This window comes from Halomonas sp. LES1 (assembly GCF_031846005.1).
Classification (GTDB): domain Bacteria; phylum Pseudomonadota; class Gammaproteobacteria; order Pseudomonadales; family Halomonadaceae; genus Halomonas.
Window position 1 is genome coordinate 60,925 of the sequence record NZ_JAVRGC010000003.1, and the last position, 23,467, is coordinate 84,391.

23 protein-coding genes are annotated in these 23,467 nt (G+C 65.9%); 6 read left to right on the forward strand and 17 right to left on the reverse strand.

All coding sequences use genetic code 11. The annotated features are described in order from the left end of the window. Positions 1-80: 80 nt before the first annotated feature. Entirely contained in the window at positions 81-1,088 is a 1,008-nt protein-coding gene (locus RM463_RS07560) for a dipeptidase (protein WP_311429648.1), read from the reverse strand. Positions 1,089-1,116: 28 nt separating this feature from the next. Then, positions 1,117-2,559 (reverse strand): aldehyde dehydrogenase family protein, encoded by a 1,443-nt coding sequence (locus RM463_RS07565; protein WP_311429649.1) that lies wholly within the window; start codon positions 2,557-2,559, stop codon positions 1,117-1,119. A 116-nt stretch (positions 2,560-2,675) separates the two neighbouring features. Between RM463_RS07565 and RM463_RS07570 the strand changes: the two genes are divergently transcribed. Further along, positions 2,676-3,578, forward strand: coding sequence for a LysR substrate-binding domain-containing protein (locus tag RM463_RS07570; RefSeq protein WP_311429650.1), 903 nt, complete (start codon positions 2,676-2,678; stop codon positions 3,576-3,578). Here the strand turns inward: RM463_RS07570 and mtgA are convergent. From mtgA to RM463_RS07585, 3 genes are all read right to left on the reverse strand, one after another. Continuing rightward, positions 3,560-4,264: a monofunctional biosynthetic peptidoglycan transglycosylase gene (mtgA, locus tag RM463_RS07575; RefSeq protein ID WP_311429651.1), complete on the reverse strand. Its 705-nt coding sequence runs from the start codon at positions 4,262-4,264 to the stop codon at positions 3,560-3,562. The genes RM463_RS07570 and mtgA overlap by 19 nt on opposite strands. Positions 4,265-4,394: 130 nt before the next feature. Continuing rightward, positions 4,395-5,249, reverse strand: coding sequence for an S-formylglutathione hydrolase (fghA, locus tag RM463_RS07580; protein WP_311429652.1), 855 nt, complete (start codon positions 5,247-5,249; stop codon positions 4,395-4,397). A gap of 179 nt (positions 5,250-5,428) precedes the next feature. After that, entirely contained in the window at positions 5,429-6,538 is a 1,110-nt protein-coding gene (locus tag RM463_RS07585) for an S-(hydroxymethyl)glutathione dehydrogenase/class III alcohol dehydrogenase (RefSeq protein WP_195689047.1), read from the reverse strand. Between the two features lie 125 nt (positions 6,539-6,663). Between RM463_RS07585 and RM463_RS07590 the strand changes: the two genes are divergently transcribed. Continuing rightward, positions 6,664-7,554, forward strand: a complete 891-nt coding sequence (locus RM463_RS07590) for a LysR family transcriptional regulator (RefSeq protein WP_311429653.1) — start codon at positions 6,664-6,666, stop codon at positions 7,552-7,554. Positions 7,555-7,612: 58 nt separating this feature from the next. Here RM463_RS07590 and RM463_RS07595 read toward each other — a convergent pair whose 3' ends face one another. The 5 genes from RM463_RS07595 to RM463_RS07615 all read right to left on the reverse strand — a co-directional run bounded on the left by RM463_RS07595 (position 7,613) and on the right by RM463_RS07615 (position 12,379). After that, positions 7,613-8,596 carry a branched-chain amino acid ABC transporter permease gene (locus RM463_RS07595; protein ID WP_311429654.1) on the reverse strand — a complete coding sequence of 328 codons (984 nt, stop codon included), beginning with the start codon at positions 8,594-8,596 and terminating at the stop codon, positions 7,613-7,615. 4 nt (positions 8,597-8,600) lie between these two features. Then, positions 8,601-9,488, reverse strand: coding sequence for a branched-chain amino acid ABC transporter permease (locus tag RM463_RS07600; RefSeq protein ID WP_311429655.1), 888 nt, complete (start codon positions 9,486-9,488; stop codon positions 8,601-8,603). 57 nt (positions 9,489-9,545) lie between these two features. Further along, complete coding sequence (locus RM463_RS07605; protein WP_311429656.1) at positions 9,546-10,766, reverse strand: ABC transporter substrate-binding protein; 1,221 nt, start codon at positions 10,764-10,766, stop codon at positions 9,546-9,548. 84 nt (positions 10,767-10,850) lie between these two features. Continuing rightward, a complete protein-coding gene (locus tag RM463_RS07610; RefSeq protein WP_409228990.1) occupies positions 10,851-11,609 on the reverse strand; it encodes an ABC transporter ATP-binding protein in 759 nt (252 codons plus the stop codon). Then, the gene (locus RM463_RS07615) at positions 11,606-12,379 is read right to left on the reverse strand and encodes an ABC transporter ATP-binding protein (RefSeq protein WP_195689042.1); all 774 of its coding nucleotides are present in this window, start codon (positions 12,377-12,379) and stop codon (positions 11,606-11,608) included. The genes RM463_RS07610 and RM463_RS07615 overlap by 4 nt, the downstream gene beginning before the upstream one ends. 244 nt (positions 12,380-12,623) lie before the next feature. On the opposite strand from RM463_RS07615, the gene RM463_RS07620 reads away from it, so the two are divergent. After that, positions 12,624-13,280: a hypothetical protein gene (locus tag RM463_RS07620; RefSeq protein ID WP_195689041.1), complete on the forward strand. Its 657-nt coding sequence runs from the start codon at positions 12,624-12,626 to the stop codon at positions 13,278-13,280. A gap of 161 nt (positions 13,281-13,441) precedes the next feature. Here RM463_RS07620 and rpoD read toward each other — a convergent pair whose 3' ends face one another. The 3 genes from rpoD to rpsU form a co-directional block, all read right to left on the reverse strand. After that, positions 13,442-15,274: an RNA polymerase sigma factor RpoD gene (gene rpoD, locus RM463_RS07625; protein WP_311429657.1), complete on the reverse strand. Its 1,833-nt coding sequence runs from the start codon at positions 15,272-15,274 to the stop codon at positions 13,442-13,444. Between the two features lie 249 nt (positions 15,275-15,523). Next, positions 15,524-17,374, reverse strand: coding sequence for a DNA primase (gene dnaG / locus RM463_RS07630; protein ID WP_311429658.1), 1,851 nt, complete (start codon positions 17,372-17,374; stop codon positions 15,524-15,526). Between the two features lie 151 nt (positions 17,375-17,525). Beyond that, positions 17,526-17,741 (reverse strand): 30S ribosomal protein S21, encoded by a 216-nt coding sequence (gene rpsU / locus RM463_RS07635; RefSeq protein WP_016416934.1) that lies wholly within the window; start codon positions 17,739-17,741, stop codon positions 17,526-17,528. A 260-nt stretch (positions 17,742-18,001) separates the two neighbouring features. On the opposite strand from rpsU, the gene tsaD reads away from it, so the two are divergent. Continuing rightward, on the forward strand, positions 18,002-19,039 hold the full coding sequence (gene tsaD, locus RM463_RS07640; RefSeq protein WP_311429659.1) for a tRNA (adenosine(37)-N6)-threonylcarbamoyltransferase complex transferase subunit TsaD: 1,038 nt from the start codon (positions 18,002-18,004) through the stop codon (positions 19,037-19,039). 260 nt (positions 19,040-19,299) lie between these two features. On the opposite strand, the gene RM463_RS07645 is transcribed toward tsaD, so the two are convergent. Next, complete coding sequence (locus tag RM463_RS07645) at positions 19,300-19,887, reverse strand: glycerol-3-phosphate acyltransferase (protein WP_409228994.1); 588 nt, start codon at positions 19,885-19,887, stop codon at positions 19,300-19,302. 134 nt (positions 19,888-20,021) lie between these two features. On the opposite strand from RM463_RS07645, the gene folB reads away from it, so the two are divergent. Both folB and folK read left to right on the forward strand, forming a co-directional pair. Next, the gene (gene folB / locus RM463_RS07650) at positions 20,022-20,387 is read left to right on the forward strand and encodes a dihydroneopterin aldolase (protein ID WP_311429660.1); all 366 of its coding nucleotides are present in this window, start codon (positions 20,022-20,024) and stop codon (positions 20,385-20,387) included. After that, entirely contained in the window at positions 20,387-20,917 is a 531-nt protein-coding gene (folK, locus tag RM463_RS07655) for a 2-amino-4-hydroxy-6-hydroxymethyldihydropteridine diphosphokinase (RefSeq protein ID WP_311429661.1), read from the forward strand. Before folB ends, folK begins: the two co-directional genes overlap by 1 nt. 170 nt (positions 20,918-21,087) lie before the next feature. On the opposite strand, the gene RM463_RS07660 is transcribed toward folK, so the two are convergent. The 3 genes from RM463_RS07660 to RM463_RS07670 form a co-directional block, all read right to left on the reverse strand. Further along, positions 21,088-22,236 (reverse strand): polynucleotide adenylyltransferase, encoded by a 1,149-nt coding sequence (locus RM463_RS07660; protein WP_409228996.1) that lies wholly within the window; start codon positions 22,234-22,236, stop codon positions 21,088-21,090. 2 nt (positions 22,237-22,238) lie between these two features. Then, the gene (gene glpE / locus RM463_RS07665) at positions 22,239-22,559 is read right to left on the reverse strand and encodes a thiosulfate sulfurtransferase GlpE (RefSeq protein WP_195689035.1); all 321 of its coding nucleotides are present in this window, start codon (positions 22,557-22,559) and stop codon (positions 22,239-22,241) included. 80 nt (positions 22,560-22,639) lie between these two features. Continuing rightward, positions 22,640-23,461, reverse strand: coding sequence for a symmetrical bis(5'-nucleosyl)-tetraphosphatase (locus tag RM463_RS07670; RefSeq protein ID WP_311429662.1), 822 nt, complete (start codon positions 23,459-23,461; stop codon positions 22,640-22,642). Positions 23,462-23,467 lie beyond the last annotated feature (6 nt).

Genomic DNA, 23,467 nt, shown 5'->3' on the forward strand with positions numbered 1-23,467 from the left:
AGTGGCCTCTGGCGCAGGGCCCCTCGAGGAGCGGGGCCGCTGTTGTGATTTTTATGTTTGTGACCGTTGAGTTCTTCCCTTCAGGCGACCCGGTTCAGGCCCTGCTCGGGCGTGGCGGCACGCTCCAGCAGTGCCACCCAGTTCCGACCCATGATCCCGGCGACCTCCTGCTCCGCGAAGCCGACCCCCCGCAGACCCTCGATCAGATTGGGGAAGTCGCGGCTGTCACGCAGCCAGGCCAGTGGCTTGGGCCAGCCGGCGTTGGCGGCACTGCCTTCGCCGTAGTCCATCTCCTTCGACCAGCGACCATTGCGCATCCAGTCGAGGATCGAGGTGGGCTGGTTCTGGCACAGGTCGGTACCGATCCCCAGATGCTCCACCCCCATCAGGTCGGCGGTGCGGGCGATCATTTCGCAGTACTCGGTCAGGGTGCAGTCCGAGCCGTTCCTCAGATGGAACGGGTAGGCGGAGAACCCCAGCAACCCGTCACACTCGGCGATGGCCTTGAGTACCGTGTCGGACTTGTTGCGCTTGGCCGGATGGAAGCTCGCCGGATTGGCGTGAGAGATGATCACCGGACGGCTGGAGAGCTCGATGGCGTCCAGGGTCGAGCGCTCGCCGCTGTGTGACATGTCGATGACCATGCCGACCCGGTTCATCTCGCGAATCACCTGGCGTCCGAAACGGGTGATCCCGCTGTCCTCGGCCTCGTAGCAACCACAGGCCAGCAGGCTCTGGTTGTTGTAGGTGAGCTGCATGATCAGCAGCCCCAGATCGCGCATCACCTCCACCATGTCGACGTCGTCTTCGATGGGCGAGCAGTTCTGGGCACCCAGGAAGATTCCCACCTTGCCGGCCTGACGCGCGCGTTCGATATCGCTCGCCTGGCGCACCGGCATGATCAGGTCGGCGTGCTCCTCGAAGCGACGGTTCCACTCGCCCATCCGCGAGAGCGTCTCGCGGGTGGTTTCATGGTAGACCAGGGTAGCGTGGACGGCATCGACGCCGCCCTCGCGCATCTGCTCGAAGATCTCCCTCGACCAGTTGGAGTACTGCAGACCATCGACCGTCAGCATCTGCTTGGACATCAGCTCGACTCCTCTCTCGGGCCCTGGCTCAGTTGGCCTTGACGTAGCAGGTCTTGACCACGGTGTAGAACTCGCGGGCGTAGCGGCCTTGCTCACGCGGGCCGAAGCTCGAGTTCTTGCGACCGCCGAAGGGCACATGGTAGTCGGTGCCGGCGGTGGCCAGGTTGACCATGACGCAGCCGGTTTCGGCGCGGGCCTTGAACTCGCTGGCAAGCGCCAGGGAGTCGGTGATGATGCCGGCGGTCAGGCCGAAGTGGGTGTCGTTGAGCACCTCGATGGCCTCATCGGCGTCGGCCACCTTGATCACGCAGGCGATGGGCCCGAAGACCTCTTCGCGGTTGATCGGCATGTCGTTGGTGGTGTCGACGAACAGTGTCGGCGCCATGAAGTAGCCGTCGGTGTCGCGCTCGAGGCGCTCGCCGCCGAAAGCCAGCCTGGCGCCTTCACGCTGGGCGCGCTCGACCCAGGCCAGGTTCGACTCCAGCTGCCGGGCATCGGCGGCCGGACCGAAGCTCACGCCCTCTTCCAGGGCATGACCGACCTTGACCTGCTCGAGCCGCTTGATCAGCTTCTCGACGAAGGCGTCATGGACCTTCTCGGTGACGATCAGTCGCGAGGACGCGGTGCACTTCTGGCCGGTGCCGGAGTAGGCCCCGTTGAAGGCGGCCTCCACGGCCAGGTCCAGGTCGGCGTCGTCGGCCACGATCAGGGCGTTCTTGGACCCCATCTCCAGCTGGCACTTGACCAGGTTGGCGGCGGTGGCGGCGGCCACGCGGCGACCGACCTCCAGCGAGCCGGTGAAGCTCACGGCATGGATCTCGGGGCTCGAGATCAGCGCATCGCCCACCGAGCCGCCGGAGCCCATGATCAGGTTGAAGGTACCGGCGGGCAGCTCCTGGCGGCTGATGATCTCGGTCAGGGCCCAGGCGCTGGCCGGTACCAGGTTGGCGGGCTTGAACACTACCGCGTTGCCGAAGGCCAGTGCCGGGGCGATCTTCCACACCGCCGTGGCCATGGGGAAGTTCCAGGGGCTGATGATGCCGACCACCCCTACCGGCTCGCGACGAATATCGACCTCCACGCCCGGCCGCACCGACTCGGCGCGCTCGTCGATCTGGCGCAGCACCTCGGCACCGTAGTAGTGGAAGAACTGCCCCGAGCGGTGGACTTCGCCCATGCCCTCGGCCAGCGTCTTGCCCTCTTCACGGGCGAGCAGTTCACCCAGCTCGGCCTTGCGCGCGATCAGTTCATCGCCGATGGCCATCAGCACGCCATAGCGATGCTCGAGGCCGGTCCTGGCCCACTGCTTCTGGCCCTGCCTGGCGGCGCTGATGGCCTCCCCCACCTGAGCGACGCTGGCCTGGGCATAGTCGCCGACGATATCACTGGTGTCCGAGGGGTTGACGTTGGCGATGCTGCCCTGACCCTCGACCCAGGTGCCATTGATGTAGAGAGAGTGAACGTGGGACATGGAAACCTCCTGAATATGATCAAGGCCATCCTAGGCGATGCCCGAAGATAAGAGGTAATCAAAAATAAAGATAAAATGATAAGGTCTTCTTATTACCCTGCCCCGCCGAGGTCGCCATGCATCCCGAGCTCAAGATACAGCCCCTCCGTTATGTGCTGGCCATCGTCGACGAGGGCGGCTTTCATGCCGCCGCCCGTCATCTGCACCGCACCCAGCCGGCGCTCTCCATGGCGGTACGTGAGCTCGAGCAGCGGCTGGGCGAGCCACTGTTCGAGAAGGGGGGCAAGGCGACTCTCACCCCCTTCGGGGCCTACTGCCTGCCGCGCTTCCGTGAACTCGTGACTCAGCACGATCGCGTCAGCCGGGATCTGGTCGCCCGGGTGGAGAAGCGCGCCGGGCATATCGACATGGCGGCCGTGCCCTCGGTGGCCAGCCGGCTGATGCCACGCCTGCTCAGTGACTTCATCCAGCGCTACCCGGATCTCAGGGTCAGCCTGCACGACGGCAACGCCGACTTCGTGGGCCGGATGGTGGCCAGCGGTGAGGTGGATCTCGGCATCTCTAGCCTGTGGCAGGCGGACGCCGAGCTGGATTTCCACCCCTTGATGCGCGATGCCATCGGGGTGGTATGCCGCGAGGACCACCGCTTCGCCGACCGCCTGGCGCTGAACTGGCAGGAGCTGCAGGGGGAGGTGTTGATCCGCAACGGCACCTCGCGGCTCCTCGCGGGAACCGATGCCGAGCCTCTGCTGGCGCAGAGCGCTTTCGATATCTCCAACATGATCTCGCTGAATGCCATGCTGGAGGCGGGCATCGGCATCACCACCCTGCCGCGACTGGCATTTCCCGAGGAGTACGCACGACTGCGCTTCGTACCGCTGTCGGAACCGTACGTGGAGCGTCAGATCGGGCTGATCTGCCGGGTCGATGTCAGCCTGTCACCGGCGGCGGCGGCGATGCGGCAGCATCTGATGGAGCACCTCGGGGAACAGGCAAGCCGTCACAGTCGATCGAGGTAGGCCGTCCCGCCGAGATTGCGCATCTGTCGGCGAATCCAGGCGCTGCGCTGGACCACCTCGGCCGAGGGGCGTGCGGCATCGCGGCCGCGCGGGTCGGGCAGGATCGCCGCCAGGCGGCTGGCCTGATGCGGCCCGAGCCGCTCGGCAGAGACGCCGAAGTAGTGCTGGGCCGCGGCTTCCAGGCCGAAGACGCCGCTGTCCCATTCGGCGATATTCAGGTAGACCTCGAGGATGCGCTGCTTGGGCCAGACCAGTTCGATCAGCAGGGTAAACCAGGCCTCTAGGCCCTTGCGTACCCAGCTGCGCCCGCTCCACAGGAAGAGGTTCTTGGCGGTCTGCTGACTCAGGGTGCTGGCACCGCGCAGCCGGCCCCCGTTGCGACTCGCCTGCCAGGCACGCCGAATCTCCACCAGGTCGAAGCCGTGGTGGTCGAGAAAACGCTGATCCTCGGCGGCGATGACCGCCAGCTTGGCGTGATCGGAGAGGGACTCCCAGGGCCGCCAGCGATGCTGGAGATCGATGGGTTCACGGACCAGCCAGGAGTGTACCTTGCGCTCCACCATCACCATGGAGCCGAATACCGGCGCCTGGCGGAACAACAGTACCAGCAGCACCGACAGCACCACAAAGCCCAGCGCGGCACGCCATAGCCACCCCGTTACCCTACGAAGCAGCGCCCTGATCATGGCTGCCCTCGTCGCATCGCGTCTCTCTCCACTTATGCCCCTCGTGCCAGGCCCGCTTGCCAGTAGTAGCAGGCAGTATACGGGCCCGGCACGTCACACACACGGGAGATCTAGGCCCCTGGGCGACGCATCACTTCTTGTGCAGGTGCTCGGCGTGGTAGCGCAGGTGATCCTCGATAAAGGAGGCGATGAAGTAGTAGCTGTGATCGTATCCCGGCTGTCGGCGCAGGGTCAGCGGATGGTCGTGCTCGGCACACACCGCCTCGAGACGCTCGGGCTTGAGCTGCTCCTCGAGGAAGTCATCCGCCTCGCCCTGGTCGATGAACAGCGGCTGGCTGGAGGCGCCACGGGCTACCAGTTCACAGGCGTCGTACTGGGTCCACTTGCCGCGGTCATCGCCGAGATAGCTCGAGAAGGCCTTCTGCCCCCAGGGGCACTCGGAGGGGTTGACGACCGGCGCGAAGGCGGACACCGAGCGATAGTGTCCCGGCCGACGCAGCGCCGCCACCAGTGCGCCGTGACCGCCCATGGAGTGGCCGCTGATCGATTCGCGACCGTTGACCGGGAAGTGCTGGCGCACCACCGAGGGCAGCTCTTCGGTCACATAGTCATACATGCGGTAGTGACGCTTCCAGGGCTCCTGGGTGGCGTTGACATAGAAGCCGGCGCCGGAGCCGAAGTCATAGCTGTCATGCTCGCCGGGCAGGTCGGTGCCACGCGGGCTGGTGTCCGGACAGATGATCGCGACACCGAGCTCGGCGGCAGCCCGGTGCGCGCCGGCCTTCTGCATGAAGTTCTCGTCGTTGCAGGTCAGTCCGGAGAGCCACCACAGCAGCGGCACTCGCTCGGTCTCGGCCTGGGGCGGCAGGTAGATGGCGAAGATCATCTCGCAATCCAGCGCCCGGGAGCGATGGCGGTAGCGCTTGTGCCAGCCGCCGAAACTCTTGTTGGCCGATACCAGCTCGAGGTTTTCGGTCATGGTCATGAATTCACTCTCCTTGTCGGCCGGGAACTTCCGGCCGCCGATCGACAGGGTGGCGCCCGATGCCTCAGCATCGGACGCCTATCAATCACCACGCGCGGCAACGAGCGCGTATCAATCAACTACGCGCGGGCTACGGGCGCGTATCAATCAGCTACACGCGGGCTACGGGCGCGTACCAATCAATAGTGCAGCACGGTGCGAATGCTCTCGCCCTTGTGCAGCAGATCGAAGGCCTCGTTGATCTTTTCGAACGGCATGTCGTGGGTGATGAAGTCGTCGATATTGATCTCGCCGTTCATGTACTGCTCCACGTAGCCCGGCAGCTCCGAGCGGCCCTTCACGCCGCCGAAGGCGGAGCCCTTCCAGACCCGGCCGGTCACCAGCTGGAACGGACGGGTGCTGATCTCCTCGCCGGCACCGGCCACGCCGATGATCACCGACTCGCCCCAGCCCTTGTGACAGCACTCCAGCGCCGAGCGCATAACGTTCACGTTGCCGATGCACTCGAAGGAGTAGTCGACGCCGCCATCGGTCATGTCGACGATCACCTCCTGAATACTGGAAGAGTGATCCTTGGGATTGACGAAGTCCGTGGCGCCGAACTGCTCGGCTAGCTTGAACTTCTCGGGGTTGACGTCGATGGCGATGATGCGGCTGGCCTTGGCCATTACTGCGCCCTGGATCACCGCCAGGCCGATGGCGCCCATGCCGAATACGGCAACGGTGGAGCCCGGCTCGACCTTGGCGGTATTCATCACCGCGCCGATACCTGTGGTCACGCCACAGCCCAGCAGGCAGATCTTGTCCAGCGGCGCCTCCTTGGAGACCACCGCCAGGGACACCTCGGGAACCACGGTATACTCACTGAAGGTGGAGCAGCCCATATAATGGTGCAGCGACTTGCCGTCCAGCGAGAAGCGTGACGTGCCATCGGGCATCAGGCCCTGGCCTTGGGTGGCGCGTACCGAGCTGCACAGGTTGGTCTTGCCGGAGAGACAGAACTTGCACTTGCCGCACTCGGCGGTATACAGCGGGATGACATGGTCCCCGGGGCGCACGCTGGTGACGCCCTCGCCCACCTCCTCGACGATGCCGGCGCCCTCATGGCCCAGCACCGAGGGGAACAGACCCTCGGGGTCGGCACCCGAGAGGGTAAAGGCATCGGTGTGACAGACGCTGGTGGCGGCCATGCGCACCAGCACCTCACCGGCCTTGGGGCCCTCGACATCGATCTCGACCAGCTCCAGGGGCTTGCCCACTTCCAGGGCAACGGCGGCGCGTGATTTCATATTCGTTCTCCTCGCTTGGGAAAGTTCAGATACAGTCTAGGCTATAAACCGAACCGGTATAAACCGCACCAAAGGCATTACATTATTGCCACACAGCAACAATCTTGCATTCTTCAGGAGAGTCCATGCAGCGCTGGGATCGTATCGAAGCCTTCGTCGAGGTGGTGCGGCTGGGCACCTTTGCGGCGGCCGCGCGGGAGCTGTCGGTCTCCAACTCCCACGTCAGTCGGCTGGTCAGCCAGCTCGAGCAACAACTGGGCACCGCCCTGCTCTATCGCACCACGCGCCAGATCAACCTGACCGACGCCGGGGCGCTCTACTATCGCCACTGTCGCCATCTGTTCGACGGCTTCCGCGAGGCCGAAGCGGCGATCGATGACCTCCAGGACCGCCCCCAGGGGCGACTCTCCCTGACCTCCGCCACCACCTTCGGCGAGCGCTTTCTCGCCCCGCTGGTCAACGACTTCCTGCTCGAACACCCTCAGCTGGAGGTGCGCATGCACTTCACCAACCGCCAGGTGGATATCATCGACGAGGGGTTCGATGTGGCGATCCGCATGGGCCGCCTGGAGGACTCGAGCCTGGTGGCCAGGCGACTGTGCGAGCGCCGCGAGTATGTGGTCGGCGCCCCGACCTACTTCGAGCATATCTCCCAGCCCCATGCCCTGGCCGAGCTTTCCCGCCACCGCTGCCTGGTCGGCAGTCGTGACCATTGGCGCTTCGCGGTGGATGGCGTGCGTCGCGAGGTGCGCGTCAGTGGCTCGTGGCGAGCCAACTCGGGGCCTGCGCTGCTCGATGCCGCCCTTAAGGGACTGGGGCTGGCCCAGCTGCCCGACTACTACGTGGAGGAGCATCTGGCGAGCGGCGCCCTGATCTCGGTGCTCGACGCCTATCGCCACGACGACACGGCGGTCTGGGCGGTCTTCCCCCGCCACCGCCAGCGCTCGCCCAAGCTGCAGCGCTTTCTCGACCACCTGGTGGCCTACCTGCCGCAACGCCTGTCCAGCGCGCATTGAAAAGGCGCCCCGCGAGGCGCCGTAAGTCATCGTATAAGCTCATCGCAGGAACCGGGGTTCACTTGAAGTTCTTGCGCACCATCTTCTGGATCTCGCCGACGATGCCGCTGCGGAAGCTCAGCACACAGATCACGAAGATGGCGCCGAGGATCACGCTGACCCAGTTGCCGAGCGGCGACTGCGCCAGCTGGGTCTGCAGGCTGACCACCACGCCGGCACCCACCAGGGGGCCAAACAGCGTGCCCACACCGCCCAGCAGGGTCATCAGGATCACCTCGCCGGACATGTGCCAGTGGGCATCGGTCAGCGAGGCGAGCTGGAAGACCACGGTCTTGGTCGATCCCGCCAGGCCCGCCAGACCGGCGGAGAGCACGAAGGCCACCAGCTTGTAGGCATCGACGTTGTAACCGAGTGACACGGCACGGGGCTCGTTCTCGCGGATCGCCCGAAGCACCTGACCATAAGGCGAGTGCACGGCACGCTGGATGATCGCGAAGCCGATCAGGAACACCGCCAGCACGAAGTAGTACATGTTGAGGTTGCTCTCGAGGCTGATCACCCCGAACAACTCGCCACGCGGCACTCCGTGCAGGCCATCCTCGCCGCCGGTGAAGGGCGCCTGGACGAAGAAGAAGAACATCATCTGCGCCAGCGCCAGCGTCACCATGGCGAAGTAGATGCCCTGCCGGCGGATCGCCAGGGCGCCGAACAGCGTGCCCAGCACCACGGCGGCGAAGGTACCGATCACGATGCCAAGCTCCGGCGTCAGCCCTGGATAGCTGGCCAGCATGATGCCGGTAAAGTAGCCACCGGTGGCCAGGAAGGCGGCGTGTCCGAAGGAGAGCAGGCCGGCATAGCCGAGCAGCAGGTTGAAGGCGCAGGCGAACAGCGCGAAACAGAGCACCTTCATCAGGAAGACCGGGTAGGCCACGAAGGGGGCCACCAGGGCGATGGCGACCAGCGCCAGGTACAGGAAGTTGCGACGCACCTTGGCCTTGCGGCGAAGTTTCATGGCAGGCGTCAGGGTCTGGGTTGCCGACATGGTGTCAAGCCTCCTTGCCGAAGAGTCCCGCGGGACGCAGCATAAGGACCACCACCATCACCACGAAGATCACGGTGTTGGCGGCCTCGGGATAGTAGACCTTGGTCAGGCCCTCGATCAGCCCCATGGCCAGGCCGGTGATGACGGCACCGATGATCGAGCCCATGCCACCGATCACCACCACGGCAAACACCACGATCAGCAGGCTCGAGCCCATGGTGGGCGAGACCGGATAGAGCGGTGCGGCCAGCACCCCGGCAAAGGCGGCGAGTGCCACGCCGAAGCCGTAGGTCAGGGTGATCAGCTGGGGGACGTTGACGCCGAAGGCCTGCATCAGGGCCGGATTCTCGGTACCGGCGCGCAGATAGGCCCCCAGGCGAGTCCGCTCGATGATGAACCAGGTCGCCAGGCAGACCGCAAGAGCGGCAACCAGCACCCAGCCACGATAGATGGGCAGGAACATGAAGCCCAGATTGACACCGCCCTGCAGGGCGGCGGGGGTGGGATAGCTGGACCCCGAGACCCCGAAGAAGTTGATCAGTGACCCCTCGAAGATCAGCGCCAGGCCGAAGGTCAGCAGCAGTCCGTAGAGGTGGTCGAGGTGAGCGATGCGGCGCAGGATGAAGCGCTCGATCAACATGCCCAGTCCGCCCACCACCAGTGGCACCACCAGCAGGGCCGCCCAGTAGTTGAGCCCCAGATACTGCAGCCCCAGCAGCGCCGTGAAGGCGCCGAGCATGTACATGGCACCGTGGGCGAAGTTGACGATCTTCAGCAGGCCGAAGATCACCGCCAGCCCGAGGCTGAGCAGGGCATAGAAGGCGCCGTTGATCAGGCCCAGCATCAGCTGGCCCATGAATACCATCAACGGCACACCGAAAATCATTGTCATGCGATGAACCTCCCCTCAGATGGCGGCGGCAGACGCCGCCGCCGGTTCTGCATCCGCTCAGTTGTTGACCAGATCACACTGGCTTTCGGAAAGCGGACGGAAGGCCTCTTCGGCGGGAATCGTGGAGAGGACCTCGTAGACATCCCACTCGTTCTCGGACTCCGCGGGGGTCTTCACCTGCGCCAGGTACATGTCGTGGACCATGCGCCCATCCTCACGGATGTAACCGTTGCGAGAGAAGAAGTCCTCCACGGGGCGCTCGGCCATGGCCGCCCGGATCTGCTCGGGATTGTCGGTACCCGCCTCGGCCACGGTCTCCAGGTAGTGCGCGGTGCTGGAGTAGATGCCGGCCTGGACCATGGTCGGGCGCTTGCCGGTCCGCTCGAAGTAGCGATCGGCCCACTCGCGCGCCTGTTCATCCATGTCCCAGTACCAGCCGGTGGTGAGCAGCAGGTTCTGGATCGCCTCGAGGCCCATGGAGTGGACGTCGTTGAGGAAGATCAGCAGACCGGCGAGCTGCTGGCCGGACTGGGTCAGGCCGAACTGGCTGGCGGTGGTGATGGCATTGACGGTGTCGGCGCCGGCATTGGCCAGACCGACGATCTTGGCACCGGAGCCCTGGGCCTGGAGGATATAGGAGGAGAAGTCGCTGGTGGGGAAGGGATGGCGCACCCCGCCGACGATCTCACCGCCATTCTCCTCCACCACCCTGGTCACGTCGCCCTCCAGGGCATGACCGAAGGCGTAGTCGGCGGTGAGCATGAACCAGCTGTCGCCACCCTGCTCCACCACCGCCTTGGCGGTCCCGTTGGCGAGCGGGTAGGTGTCATAGACCCAGTGAATATGGTTGGGGGTGCAGTGCTCGTTGGTAATGCTGGACGCGGCGGAACCGGAGACGATACCCAGGCCGTCGTTCTCCTCGATCACCTTGGTGGCGGCAATGGAAACCGAGGAGGCCACCAGCCCCGCCACCAGGTCGACATTCTTCGTGTCGAACCACTCGCGCACCGTGTTGGCGCCCACGTCGGCGCTGTTGCGGTCGTCGGCACTGAACACCTCGATGGGCACGCCGTTGACCTCGCCGCCGAAGTCCTCGACGGCCATCTTCAGGGCCTCGAGGCCACCCGGGCCGGCGAGATCACGATAGGTGCCGGACATGTCGGCGAGATAGCCGATGCGCACGGCATCGTCGCTCATGCTGGCCTGGGCACCGGTCGCCATCAGGGTCGCGGCGGCTAGGGCTACGCTGGAGGCGAGAATCTTGCGATTGAAGGTCATGGTTGACTCCGTGGCCCACGCGGGGCGGTTTGTTGTTGTCGATACGGTTGACGCTAGGAAAACTGCCGGACGGCCAACGCGCCGTCACACGCCCAGCAGGCTGTTGAGGTGATCGCGACGCGAGGGCAGCTCGGCGGCGGTGATCTCCTCGATGATACGGCCGTGCTCCATCACGAAGTGACGGTCGGCCAGGGGCGCGGCGAAGCGGAAGTTCTGCTCCACCAGCACGATGGTCATGCCGCGCTCCTTGAGCTTGATCAGCACCTCGCCGAGCGCCTGGACGATGACCGGTGCCAGCCCCTCGGTGATCTCGTCGAGCAGCAGCAGTCGCGCCCCGGTGCGCAGGATTCGCGCCATGGCCAGCATCTGCTGCTCGCCCCCGGAGAGCCGGGTGCCCTGGCTACGCCGACGCTCATAGAGGTTGGGGAACATCGTGTAGATCTCGTCGATGGACATGCCTCCCGAGCGCACCGTCGGTGGCAGCAGCAGGTTCTCCTCGACGTCGAGGCTTGAGAAGATCCCGCGCTCCTCGGGGCAGTAACCGATCCCCAGCCGCGGGATATGATGGGACTTCATGCCCATCGCCTCGTTGCCATTGATCATGATCGAGCCGGTGCGTCGACCCACCATGTTCATGATCGCCTTGAGAGTGGTGCTGCGACCGGCGCCATTGCGCCCCAGCAGGGTCACCAGCTCACCGCGCTTCACATCGAAGTCGACGCCGTGGAGAATGTGCGACTCGCCGTAGAAGGCGTGCAGGTCACTGACCCGCAGCATCTCGGCGCCCTCCTGGTCCTGGTACTGGTGCACCGGGTCCTGTACCGCTTCGGCTGACTGGCTCATGCGCTGGCCTCCTCTGCCGCCGCCTCGCTGCCCATGTAGGCCTCGCGCACCTGGGGATTGCGCGACACCTCCTGATAGTCGCCCTCGGCCAGCACGGCGCCACGGGCCAGCACGGTGATGCGGTCGCACAGGCGGCTGACCACGCTGAGGTTATGCTCCACCATCAGCACGGTGCGCCCCGCCGAGACCCGCCGAATCAGCTCGACGATGCGGTCGACGTCCTCGGCCCCCATGCCCTGGGTCGGCTCGTCGAGCAGCATCATCGTCGGCTCGAGGGCCAGGGTGGTGGCGACCTCCAGGGCGCGCTTGCGGCCATAGGGCATCTCCACGGTCAGCACATCGGCATACTCGGCCAGGCCGACCTCATCGAGCAGCTCCATGGCACGGTCGTTGAGATGATCGAGGCTGCGCTCGGATTTCCAGAAGTGAAAGGAGGTGCCCAGCTTGCGCTGAAGGGCCACCCGCACGTTCTCCAGGGCGGTCATATGGCCGAACACCGCGGAGATCTGGAAGGAGCGCACCAGCCCGAGACGGGCGATCTCGTTGGCCTTCATCCGCGTGATGGGCTTGCCGCGATAGAGAATCTCGCCGCGGGTCGGCGGCAGAAACTTGGTGAGCAGATTGAAGACGGTGGTCTTGCCGGCCCCGTTGGGGCCGATCAGGGCGTGGATGTGCCCTTCCTGGACCTTGAGGTTGACGTCGTCCACGGCGGTGAAGCCGCGAAACTCCTTGGTCAACCCGCGAGTTTCCAGTATGAACTCCTGGGTCATGTGCCTTCCTCTTGGGGTCGCGACGCGACCCGCCGTGGTACTGTTATCGTTGTTGCCAGGCTTTACGTTAACGTAAGCTAGAGGATGTGTTACCGCTCGGCAATAGGCTCGGCATAAAAACGCGACTAATGGTGTAGGCCCCTGAAATTCAATAGTTTGCAAACAAGTCGCCGGCGAAGTTAGCTCCCCCTCGGCGGACCGGGTAAGATGTCCTTCAACGTTACCCTCAGACACGAATTCCGCCATGCCACATAAGTCTCTGCCTCCCCCCTCCTGGCCCATCAGCTTCCGCGCCACCTGCCTGCGCGCGACACTCTATATCCTGCTGGTGGCGGGTATCGCCCAGGGGGTCTTCTATGAGTCCCTCTATCTTCCCGATGCACGCTTCTCCGAACGTGGCTTCACCGAGCTGGCCCAGTCCGCCCTGCTGGCCGCCGCTGCCGGCCTGCTGCTCTATAGCCACCTGGTGATCCGCACCCTGCCCTACATCAGCCTGCTGATGTTCGGGTTTCTGTTTGCCTCGCTGATCCGCGAGCAGGACGCCCTGCTCGACACCTACCTCTTCGATGGTGCCTGGCAGCTGCTGGTCGGCCTCACCGTGCTGCCGATCCTGTTCGTAGTCATCCGCAAGCGGCAGCGCTTCCTGGCCGAGTTCGCCGCCTATGCCAACAGCTTCTCCTTCGGACTCTTCGCGGCGGGCTTCCTGACCACCTATGTCTTCTCGCGGCTCTACGGACGTGGTGACTTCTGGCAGGCGATCCTGCAGGAGAGCTATGTTCGCGACTTCAAGAGCGCCGCCGAGGAGGTCGTGGAGCTGTTTGGCTATGCCGTGCTGCTGATCGCGGTCATCGAGCTGGTCCTGCTCGCCCGTCGCTGGGCCCTGGCACGACAGCACGGCTGAGCTCGGCTCGCCGCGCACGCCCACAAGAGGACTCTGACAGCCAGGCAGGGGCAAGCAAGCCCCAACAAGAAGGCCCCAACGAGAAAGCCGCCAACAAGAAGGCCCCACCGCTCGTTGAGCGGTGGGGCCTTCTTCATGGTCGGCGCACTCGGCGCCCGGCGTTACTCGTCCAGGAAGGAGCGCAGCGGCTCCGAGCGGCTGGGGTGACGCAGCTTGCGCAGCGCCTTGGCCTCGATCTGGCGAATCCGCTCGCGGGTGACATCGAACTGCTTGCCGACCTCCTCGAGGGTATGGTCGGTGTTCATGTCAATGCCGAAACGCATGCGCAGCACCTTGGCTTCGCGCGCGGTAAGCCCGCCGAGCACGTTGCGTGTCGCCTCGATCAGCCCCTCACCGGTGGCGGAGTCGATGGGCAGCACCATGGAGCTGTCCTCGATGAAGTCGCCCAGGTGCGAGTCGTCATCGTCACCGATCGGCGTCTCCATGGAGATCGGCTCCTTGGCGATCTTGAGCACCTTGCGCACCTTGTCCTCGGGCATCTCGAGACGCTCGCCCAGCTCCTCGGGAGTCGGCTCACGCCCCATCTCCTGAAGCATCTGCCGGGAGACCCGGTTGAGCTTGTTGATGGTCTCGATCATATGCACCGGGATACGGATGGTGCGTGCCTGGTCGGCGATGGAGCGGGTGATCGCCTGGCGGATCCACCAGGTGGCGTAGGTGGAGAACTTGTAGCCGCGACGATACTCGAACTTGTCCACCGCCTTCATCAGGCCGATATTGCCCTCCTGGATCAGGTCCAGGAACTGCAGGCCGCGATTGGTGTACTTCTTGGCGATGGAGATCACCAGGCGCAGGTTGGCCTCGACCATCTCCTTCTTGGCGCGGCGCGCCTTGGCCTCACCGATGGAGAGACGACGGTTGACCTCCTTGATCTCCTGTACCTGCAGGCAGACCATCGCCTCCTCGAAGGCGATCTTGCGCTGGGCGCGCTGAATATCCCCGCTCAGCGGCTTCAGGCGCTCGGCATACTTGGGGTGCTCGGCGGAGAAGGCCTCCAGCCACTCGGGGTCGGACTCGTTGCCCGGAAAGGCCTTGATAAAGGTCTTGCGCGGAATGCGTGCCTTCTTGACACACAGCTGCATGATCGCCTTTTCCTGGGCGCGCACCTGCTCGACACTGATCCGCACCTGGTTGACCAGACGCTCGAAATGCTTGGGCACCAGCTTTATCGGCGAGAACAGCTCGGCCAGACGCGCCAGGGCATCCTGGGCCGCCTTGGAGTTGCGCCCCTCGGCCTCGATGGCGGCCTTGGCGGCGGCGTTCTTCTCGCGGATCTGCTCGAAGCGGGCGCGTGACTCTTCGGGATCGGGGCCGCCGACACTCTCCTCCTCGGCCTCCTCGTCCTCGTCATCTTCGCCGCCGACACGAGGCTCCTCTTCGGGCACCTCCGCCTCGGCTACCCCGGGGATGCCCTCGTCGGGATCGATGAAGCCGGAAAAGAGGTCGGAGAGGCGACCCGGCGCTTCCTCGTCCTGGGTGGCGTCGTAGGCATCGAGAATGGAGTCCACCGCGCCAGGCAGGTAGGCCAGCGCCGACATGACCTCGCGGGTGCCCTCCTCGATGCGCTTGGCGATCTCGATCTCACCCTCGCGGGTCAGCAGCTCCACCGTCCCCATCTCGCGCATGTACATGCGCACGGGATCGGTGGTGCGACCCACGTCGCTCTCCACCGCCGCCAGGGCCGCCACGGCTTCTTCGGCCGCCGACTCGTCGGTGGAGTGGTCCGACATCATCAGGGTATCTTCATCGGGGGCTACCTCGACGACGCTGATGCCCATGTCGTTGATCATGCCGATGATATCTTCCACCTGATCCGGGTCGGCGATATCCTCGGGAAGGTGGTCGTTGACCTCGGCATAGGTCAGGTAGCCCTGTTCCTTGCCGCGCGCGATCAACTCCTTCAGACGCGACTGTTGCTGCGCATTTCCAGCCATAGAAACCCTATCTCGACGAAGAAGAATGAAACACCTGAAGCGCTGGGTGGAGAAAACTCACAAAGCCGAACAGTATAGCGGCAGAAAGCACCTTTCTGCCAGTTCAATCTATTTGCGCGGTTACTCAGGTGTGTTAGGTTGTCAGGTTACGCCGGTGCCGAGCGCTCTCTCCTATGTGGGGATGTTAGGAGAGAAATCAACCGTACGGCCAGTCCGGAGTGTCTACAGAATGTCTTTTTGACCTTCCGGTCAGCGGTGCAGTTCGGTGATCAACGCCATCAGGCGCTGCCTCTCCTCCCGTGACAGCCGCTCCCCCACCTTCTCCCTGGCCAGCAGTGCGTCGAACTCCTCCTGAGGCGAACGCCTGCGCCGATGCCTTCGAAAGTGCCCCACCAGGCCCTCCAGCTCGGCACCTCGCGCCGCCTTCGGAATCAGCAGCTCGCGCCGCGCCAGCGCCGCCAGACGCTCCCCCTCGGGACTGCCATGAAAGTGCGCCAGCAGCACCTGGGGACTGCGGTAGCCACCCGCCCTCAGCAGGCGAATCACCTCGCGGCACAGCAGGCCGTCCGGCTCCTCATCGGGGCACCAGTCATCCTCGGCGGGCAGCTGCGCGACCAGCTCCGGCTCGTGCAGCAGCAGCTGCAGGGCCCGCGCGACAAGGCTCAAGGCGCCGCCGGAGCGCTGCGGGAAGGGGCCCCCTCCCTGCTCCCGAGGAGGCGGTGGCGCCGGGGTGCCACCTGCCTCCATGGCCGGCGGCGACTCACCGCCACGCGCCTCCCGGCCCACGATGGCCTCATCCCTTGCCAGCAAGGCCGAGAAGTTCGCCGCCTCGACCCCGGTGCGACGCGACAGCTCGGTCAGCATCAGCGACTTGAGCACGCCCTCCGGCAGCCGTCCGATCGCCTTCAGCACCTGGCTGGCGTAACGCTCGCGCTCCTCGATATGGGCCAGATCCCGCCCCGCCGCCGCCTGATCGAAGAGGAACTCCGACAAGGGGCTGGCGCAGGTGATGCGGTCCTGGAAGGCCTCGGTGCCCTCCCGGCGCACCAGGGTGTCCGGGTCCTCCCCCTCGGGCAGGAACAGAAAGCGCGCCTGGCGCCCGTCGATCATCAGCGGCAGCGCCGTCTCCAGCGCACGCGTCGCCGCCTGGCGCCCGGCTCGGTCGCCATCGAAGCAGAACACCACCTCGTTGACCATCCGGAACAGGCGGCCGAGATGCTCCTCGCTGGTGGAGGTGCCCAGGGTGGCGACCGCATTGCGGATGCCGAACTGCGCCAGGGCCACCACGTCCATGTAGCCCTCGACGATCACCACCCGCTCCAGGCGATGATCGGCCTGGCGCGCCTCGTAGAGGCCATACAGCTCGCGCCCCTTGTGGAACACCGGAGTCTCCGGCGAGTTGAGGTACTTGGGCTTGGCATCGCCCAGCACCCGGCCTCCGAAGCCGATGGTGCGCCCCTTGATATCCCGAATCGGGAACATGACCCGGTCGCGGAAACGATCGTAGGTGCGACCACTCTCCTCGCGATGCACCAGCAGGCCATACTCCACCTGCACCGGCTCGCCGATGCCGCGCTCACCCAGGTGCCGCTTGAGGCCTTCCCAGCCATCCGGCGCATAGCCGACACCGAAGGTCTCGAGCACCTCCGGCGCCAGGCCGCGACGCTCCAGGTAGTCCCGGGCGCCCTGCCCCTCGGGCATCTTCAGGCGCTCGCGAAAATAGGCGGCCGAGAGCTCCAGCAGGTTGACCCCCTCCTTGCGCTTGCGCTCTCGCGCCTGGGCACGGGGGTCATCGGCGCCCTCGCGGGGCACGTCTATGCCCAGCCGCCCCGCCAGCTGCTCCACCGCCTCGGGGAAGCGCAGCTTGTCGTACTCCATCAGGAAGCGCAGGGCATTGCCGTGGACGCCACAGCCGAAGCAGTGATAGAACTGCTTGTCGGCACTCACGGTGAATGACGGCGACTTTTCCTGATGAAAGGGGCACAGGCCCGAGTAGTTGCGTCCGGCCTTCTTGAGCTTGACCCGCTCGCCCACCACCTCGACCACGTCGACGCGAGCCAGCAGGTCATCGATGAAGCGCTGGGGAATCTGTCCGGCCATGAAGTCGAATCACCTCGACGACTGCGGTGTGATCACCCTGGGTCGACGGCAGTCACCATCGACCCGGAAAAAACAAGCGGCCACCGGATGGCGGCCGCTTGGCGTCCTCCTGAGACCGCCCGACCCTAGGGCCCGACGTCTCCAGTACGGATCAATAGAGCCGTTCGAAGCGCTTGCGCTCACGCTGGAGCTTCTTGGCGTGACGCTTGACGGCAGCTGCCGCCTTGCGCTTGCGCTCCGCGGTCGGCTTCTCGTAGTGCTCGCGACGGCGCACCTCGGAGAGAACACCGGCTTTTTCGCAGGAACGCTTGAAGCGACGCAGCGCGACGTCAAACGGCTCGTTATCACGTACTTTAACAGAAGGCATTAAGCACTCACCTACCTTAGGTAACTAGAGTTCGGTTAGTACGCACACCCCTGTGGGTGGCACGTTTCGCGAAGAACAAACGCCCGGAACGCCTGAGCGCGCCGGAAAACGAGGGTATCGATCGCGGTTTTCGCCACCTGGGTGCACGACCCAGTCTTGCAGCGCACGACATTCTAGACCCCACACCGGGTTCTTGCAAATGCTTTCCGTGCCTATAACGCGTAGAATGGCGGCCTTTTCCGAGTAAACGAGCCGACACCATGCGCGTACTGGGCATCGAGACCTCCTGCGACGAAACCGGCGTCGCCCTCTTCGACACCGAGCGCGGCCTGCTGGCCGACGCCCTCTACAGCCAGATCGCCATGCACGCCGAATATGGCGGCGTGGTACCCGAGCTCGCCTCTCGAGACCACACGCGCCGCCTGCTGCCGCTGATCCAGCAGGTGCTCGACGAGGCGGGCCTGGCCCGTCAGGAGCTCGACGCCATCGCCTATACCGCGGGCCCCGGCCTGGTGGGGGCGCTGATGGTGGGGGCCGCCACCGCCCACGGCATGGCCAGGGCGCTGAACATTCCGGTGCTCGGCGTCCACCATATGGAGGGGCACCTACTGGCCCCCATGCTGGAGGAGGACCGCCCCGCGTTCCCCTTCGCGGCCCTGCTGGTCTCCGGCGGCCATACCCAGCTGGTCGAGGTGCGCGGGCTGGGTGACTACAGCCTGCTCGGCGAGTCCGTGGACGACGCCGCCGGCGAAGCCTTCGACAAGGCCGCCAAGATGCTGGGTCTGGCCTACCCCGGTGGCCCTCAGGTGGCACGCCTGGCCGAGCGGGGCGACCCCGGCCGCCTGCGCTTCCCGCGGCCGATGACCGACCGTCCGGGACTCGACTTCAGCTTCTCGGGCCTCAAGACCCATACGCTCACCGCCATTCGCAGGCTCGAGGCGGCCGGCGAGCTCGACGACCAGGCCCGCGCCGATGTGGCGCGCGCCTTCGAAGAGGCGGTGGTCGACACCCTGGTCATCAAGTGTCGCCGCGCCCTGGACCAGACCGGCCTCAAGCGGCTGGTGGTGGCCGGCGGCGTCAGCGCCAATACGCGGCTGCGTGAACGCCTGGAGCGCGAGTGTGAAAAACGCGACGCTCGCGCCTTCTATCCCCGCGGACGCTTCTGCACCGACAACGGGGCGATGATCGCGTATGTGGGCGCACAGCGCCTGCTGGCGGGCGAACACGACGAGCCTGGCGCGATGCAGGCCGTGCCGCGCTGGCCGATGGATACCCTGGAACCTCCTGCCGGTGGCTGAACGCCCCCATGATCGCGCTCTTTATGTCACAGCGCACAACGCCTGCTGGCGGGCGAACACGACGAGCCTGGCGCGATGCAGGCCGTGCCGCGCTGGCCGATGGATACCCTGGAACCTCCTGCCGGTGGCTGAACGCCGCCATGATCGCGCTCTTTATGTCACAGCGCACAACGCCTGCTGGCGGGCGAACACGACGAACCTGGCGCGATGCAGGCCGTGCCGCGCTGGCCGATGGACTCCCTGAACAAACCGTAAGCCGATTAGAGAGGCGGCTCATCGCCGCGGCCGAGGCGCTGGATATTGAGAATATGGCGGCCCAGCACCAGCAGGGTAAAGGCGATCACCACGCCCACATAGTCCGGCGCCAGCCACAGGCTGGCCAGAGGGGCGGCGGCGGCACTGGCCAGCGACGCTACCGCGGCGGTACGCACCCGCCAGGCGAGCAGCCCCCATAGCGTGGCACACACCAGCGCCACTCCCGGGGTCAGCACCAGCATCACACCAAAGGCGCTGGCCACCGCCTTGCCGCCGCGCAGGCGATGCCAGGCCGGGTAGCTATGGCCCAGCAGCACGGCGAGGCCCACCACCCCCTGGGCCCAGGGCGGCAACCCCAGCAGGATCGCCCCCACCAGTACCGGCATGCCCTTGACGGCATCCACCAGCAGGGTCGCCAGTGCCAGCCAGCGCCCATGCAGGCGCAGCACATTGGAGAAGCCCGGGTTGAAGGAGCCCGCCAGGCGCGGGTCGCCCACGCGCGCCAGCCGGCAGACGGTAAGCGCGCCGAGCCAGCTGCCGCTGAGGTAGCCCAGCACCACCAGCGGCAATAGCGAGATCAGTGGCGCCTCCACGGCCGCCCCTCCTGCAACGGGAACTCGGCCATTCTGACAGTCCCGCCCCGGACTGCCCAGCGACCGAGGTATTCCACACGGCGCGGCTCGCGTACAATCTCGCCCCATCCCCCTGCACCCGCCCGGAAGCCACCATGGATCTAGTGCTGATAGAGTCCCTCGCCGTCGACACCGTGATCGGCGTCTACGACTGGGAACGCAACATCACCCAGCGCCTGGTACTCGACCTCGAGCTGGCCACCGATATTCGTCCCGCCGCGGCGGACGACGATATCGCCCAGACCCTCGACTACGCCGCCATCAGCGAGCGCATCCAGGCCTTCGCTGCCGGCCACGACTTCGCCCTGGTGGAGACCTTCGCCGAGCGGCTGGCAGCGACCCTGCGCGAGGAGTTCGGCATCGCCTGGCTGCGCCTGGTCGTGCGCAAGCCCGGCGCCGTGGCGGCCGCCGCCGCGGTGGGCGTCAGCATCGAGCGCGGCGTGCGCCCGGGAGTGTCGTGATGGCACTGGTCACGGTCAGCATCGGCAGCAATATCGAGCGCGACCACCATGTGCGCGTCTGCCTGGACGCCCTAGCGGCCTCCTTCGAGAACCTCCGTGTCTCGCGCGTGTTCGAGAGTGAACCGGTAGGCTTCGAGGATGGGCGAAACTTCTACAACCTGGTGGCGGCCTTCGAAAGCGACGCCTCGGTTGCAGAGCTGCAGGCCTGGTGCAAGCGCCTGGAGTTCGCCAATGGCCGGCGCGAGGAGAGCCCCAAGTTCAGCCCCCGCACCCTGGATGTGGACCTGCTCACCGTGGGCGAGCTAAGCGGCGAACACGGCGGGGTCAGCCTGCCACGCGGCGAGATCACCCACCACGCCTTCGTCCTGCAGCCCCTCGCCGAGCTGCTGCCCGAGGCGCGACATCCCGTGAGCCAAGAGACCTACGCCTCCCTCTGGCACCGCTTCGACGCGGGTGACCAGCGGCTCTGGCCGGTATCCTTCACCTGGGCCGGGCGCAGGATATCGAGTCCGGACCGGGCGACCGACTAGGCTTTGTCTGAAAAGTCGGCGAGCGAAGGTTAGACAAGGCAAAAATCGGCGAAAAGACGGAGTTTACGGAGTGTAAATGAGTACTTTGAGTCGATTTTTAACGCTGTATAGCCGAGCGCAGCCAGTTTTCGGACAGAGTCTAGCCCGCCGGCCGCCGGCCGGCGGCGAGCTTATTCACTGCCCAGGGCGGCATCGATCACCTCACGGCGTCGACGGGCTAGCTCCAGGCCCAGCTCGCGGCCCTTGAAGCCCTCCTCCACCAGCGCCTTCGGCAGCACCTGGGCGGCCAGCCGCCAGCCCAGGGCCAGCTCCTCGGCCAGCACCGGCGCCTCCAGGCTTACCAGGCTGATCAACGGCATCACCCGTTCGCCACGTCGCCAGGCATCGATGCGATCCAGCCAGGCGAGGATCTCGTCACCCGTCGCAGGCTCCTGACGCGACGCCGCGACCAGCGCCCGAGTCTGCGCCACCTGGCGAGCCAGGTCGGCAAAGGCCCTGGGCTGTCGCAGGCGTTCGGCCAACTCGGCTCGCTCCGCCTCGCCCAGATGCTCCACCAGGCGCGCCCAGCGCCAACGGGCCAGCGCCTCGCCCTCCCCCTCCTCGGGTAGGCGATGCAGTCGGCCCAGTGCCGCGTCCAGCGCTTCGCGGTCGGCCACCAGCGCCGGCATCAGCTCCGCCAGGGCGCCGCACTCATCGAGTGCCTGGAAGTAGACCTCGGGCCAGGGCTCGGCCAGCGCCTTCTCGGTCTCGACCCACACCCGCTCGGCCACCAGATGGGCAAGCTCTCCGCTCTGCGCCAGCTGGCACATCAGCTCCCGAGTCTCCTCGGCGATGGTGAAGCCGAGGCCCGCATAGCGGGCCAGGAAACGTGCGGTACGCAACACCCGCAGCGGATCCTCCACGAAGGCCGGCGAGACATGGCGCAACACCCGCGCCTCCAGGTCGGCGAGGCCGGCATAGGGGTCCACCAGCTCCCCCTCCAGGGTCTCGGCCATGGCGTTGATGGTCAGGTCGCGGCGCGCCAGGTCCTCCTCCAGGGTCACCTCGGGGCTGGCGTGCACCTCGAAGCCGGTATAGCCATGGCCGGCCTTGCGCTCGGTGCGCGCCAGGGCGTACTCCTCGTGGGTTCGGGGATGGAGAAAGACCGGAAAGTCACGTCCCACGGGCCTGAAACCGCGCCGACGCAGGGCCTCCGGGGTGGCCCCGACCACCACCCAGTCGGTATCGGTGACCGGCCAGCCGAGGCGGGCATCGCGCACCGCCCCCCCCACCCGATAGACCCTTAGCCCTGCCACGGCCGGATCACACGAGCGCGCCACGCTCAGGCCTCCACTCGATCGGGATGGCGCAGCTGCCAGTCGGTAAAGCCGCCATCGAGACTGTAGACCTCGGCAAAGCCCTGGCCGGCCAGCCAGGCCGCCGCCTGCTGGCTGGAGTGGCCGTGGTAACAGACCACCACCACCGGCCGCTCCGTGGGCGTCGCCTCGACGAACTCGCCCACCGACTCGTTGTCGAGCCGGCGACTGCCGGGAATATGGCCCTGGGCGAAGCTCAGGGCGTCGCGGATATCCACCAGCGCCGTCTCCCGGCCCTCATCGAGCCAGGCCTTGAGAGTGGGGGTATCGAGATGCTGGAAGCTCATGGCGCGCCTCATGTCGGGGTTGTGAGCGGTTCAGGATAAACGGCTTGTGAGGGGTCAGGATAGAAACGGTGCCGCCGCGCTTATCGCCGCCGGCTGGGCACGCTGATGCGCTCGCCGCGTTCGAGGTCCAGGGCCGTCAGGGAGCCACCCCATACGCAGCCGGTGTCCAGCGCGCAGGCATTGACACGGCTGCCCGGTGTCTCGCCCTGGAGCGCCGCCCAGTGACCGAAGACGAGCCGAGTAGCGTCGCCACGCGGATAGCGGAACCAGGGAGCGAAGCCCGCCGGGACACTGTCGAGCCCCTCCTTGGCGGCGAAGTCCAGCCGACCCTCGGCATCGATGAAGCGCATGCGGGTGAGCACGTTGACGATGGCACGCAGCCGATCGATGCCCTCGAGATCATCGCGCCAGCGATCCGGGGTGTTGCCATACATGCGCTCGAGAAAGCCCCCGGCCCGTTCACCGGTGAGCATCACTTCCACCTCGGCGGCGAGCCTCTCGGCCTGGTCCGGCGACCATCGGGGCAGCAGGCCGGCATGGGTCATCAGGGTATCCTCACCACCCAGCGTCTCGCGCACCAGCAGCGGGCGTGACTGAAGCCAGTCGAGCAGTCGCTCGCGATCCGGGGCGTTGAGGATGGCGTCGAGGGTATCCTTGCGATTGAGCGTGGCGCCCCCTCGGGCCACCGCCAGCAGATGGAGGTCATGATTGCCGAGCACCGTCAGGGCGGCGTCCCCCAGGGCCTCGACCTCGCGCAGGCAGGCCAGTGACCCCGGACCCCGGTTGACCAGATCGCCGGCCAGCCACAGCCGGTCGCGACGCGGATCGAAGTCGAGGGTCTCGAGCAGCTCGACGAACTCTGCGTGACACCCCTGAAGGTCGCCGATGGCATAGGTCGTCATGGACGC

Bases quoted from the DNA above. Each gene is read 5' to 3' on its own strand.
- RM463_RS07560 (WP_311429648.1), bottom strand. From the start codon at position 1,088: ATGTCCAAGCAGATGCTGACGGTCGATGGTCTGCAGTACTCCAACTGG.
- RM463_RS07565 (WP_311429649.1), bottom strand. From the start codon at position 2,559: ATGTCCCACGTTCACTCTCTCTACATCAATGGCACCTGGGTCGAGGGT.
- RM463_RS07570 (WP_311429650.1), top strand. From the start codon at position 2,676: ATGCATCCCGAGCTCAAGATACAGCCCCTCCGTTATGTGCTGGCCATC.
- mtgA (WP_311429651.1), bottom strand. From the start codon at position 4,264: ATGATCAGGGCGCTGCTTCGTAGGGTAACGGGGTGGCTATGGCGTGCC.
- fghA (WP_311429652.1), bottom strand. From the start codon at position 5,249: ATGACCATGACCGAAAACCTCGAGCTGGTATCGGCCAACAAGAGTTTC.
- RM463_RS07585 (WP_195689047.1), bottom strand. From the start codon at position 6,538: ATGAAATCACGCGCCGCCGTTGCCCTGGAAGTGGGCAAGCCCCTGGAG.
- RM463_RS07590 (WP_311429653.1), top strand. From the start codon at position 6,664: ATGCAGCGCTGGGATCGTATCGAAGCCTTCGTCGAGGTGGTGCGGCTG.
- RM463_RS07595 (WP_311429654.1), bottom strand. From the start codon at position 8,596: ATGTCGGCAACCCAGACCCTGACGCCTGCCATGAAACTTCGCCGCAAG.
- RM463_RS07600 (WP_311429655.1), bottom strand. From the start codon at position 9,488: ATGACAATGATTTTCGGTGTGCCGTTGATGGTATTCATGGGCCAGCTG.
- RM463_RS07605 (WP_311429656.1), bottom strand. From the start codon at position 10,766: ATGACCTTCAATCGCAAGATTCTCGCCTCCAGCGTAGCCCTAGCCGCC.
- RM463_RS07610 (WP_409228990.1), bottom strand. From the start codon at position 11,609: ATGAGCCAGTCAGCCGAAGCGGTACAGGACCCGGTGCACCAGTACCAG.
- RM463_RS07615 (WP_195689042.1), bottom strand. From the start codon at position 12,379: ATGACCCAGGAGTTCATACTGGAAACTCGCGGGTTGACCAAGGAGTTT.
- RM463_RS07620 (WP_195689041.1), top strand. From the start codon at position 12,624: ATGCCACATAAGTCTCTGCCTCCCCCCTCCTGGCCCATCAGCTTCCGC.
- rpoD (WP_311429657.1), bottom strand. From the start codon at position 15,274: ATGGCTGGAAATGCGCAGCAACAGTCGCGTCTGAAGGAGTTGATCGCG.
- dnaG (WP_311429658.1), bottom strand. From the start codon at position 17,374: ATGGCCGGACAGATTCCCCAGCGCTTCATCGATGACCTGCTGGCTCGC.
- rpsU (WP_016416934.1), bottom strand. From the start codon at position 17,741: ATGCCTTCTGTTAAAGTACGTGATAACGAGCCGTTTGACGTCGCGCTG.
- tsaD (WP_311429659.1), top strand. From the start codon at position 18,002: ATGCGCGTACTGGGCATCGAGACCTCCTGCGACGAAACCGGCGTCGCC.
- folB (WP_311429660.1), top strand. From the start codon at position 20,022: ATGGATCTAGTGCTGATAGAGTCCCTCGCCGTCGACACCGTGATCGGC.
- folK (WP_311429661.1), top strand. From the start codon at position 20,387: ATGGCACTGGTCACGGTCAGCATCGGCAGCAATATCGAGCGCGACCAC.
- glpE (WP_195689035.1), bottom strand. From the start codon at position 22,559: ATGAGCTTCCAGCATCTCGATACCCCCACTCTCAAGGCCTGGCTCGAT.
- RM463_RS07670 (WP_311429662.1), bottom strand. From the start codon at position 23,461: ATGACGACCTATGCCATCGGCGACCTTCAGGGGTGTCACGCAGAGTTC.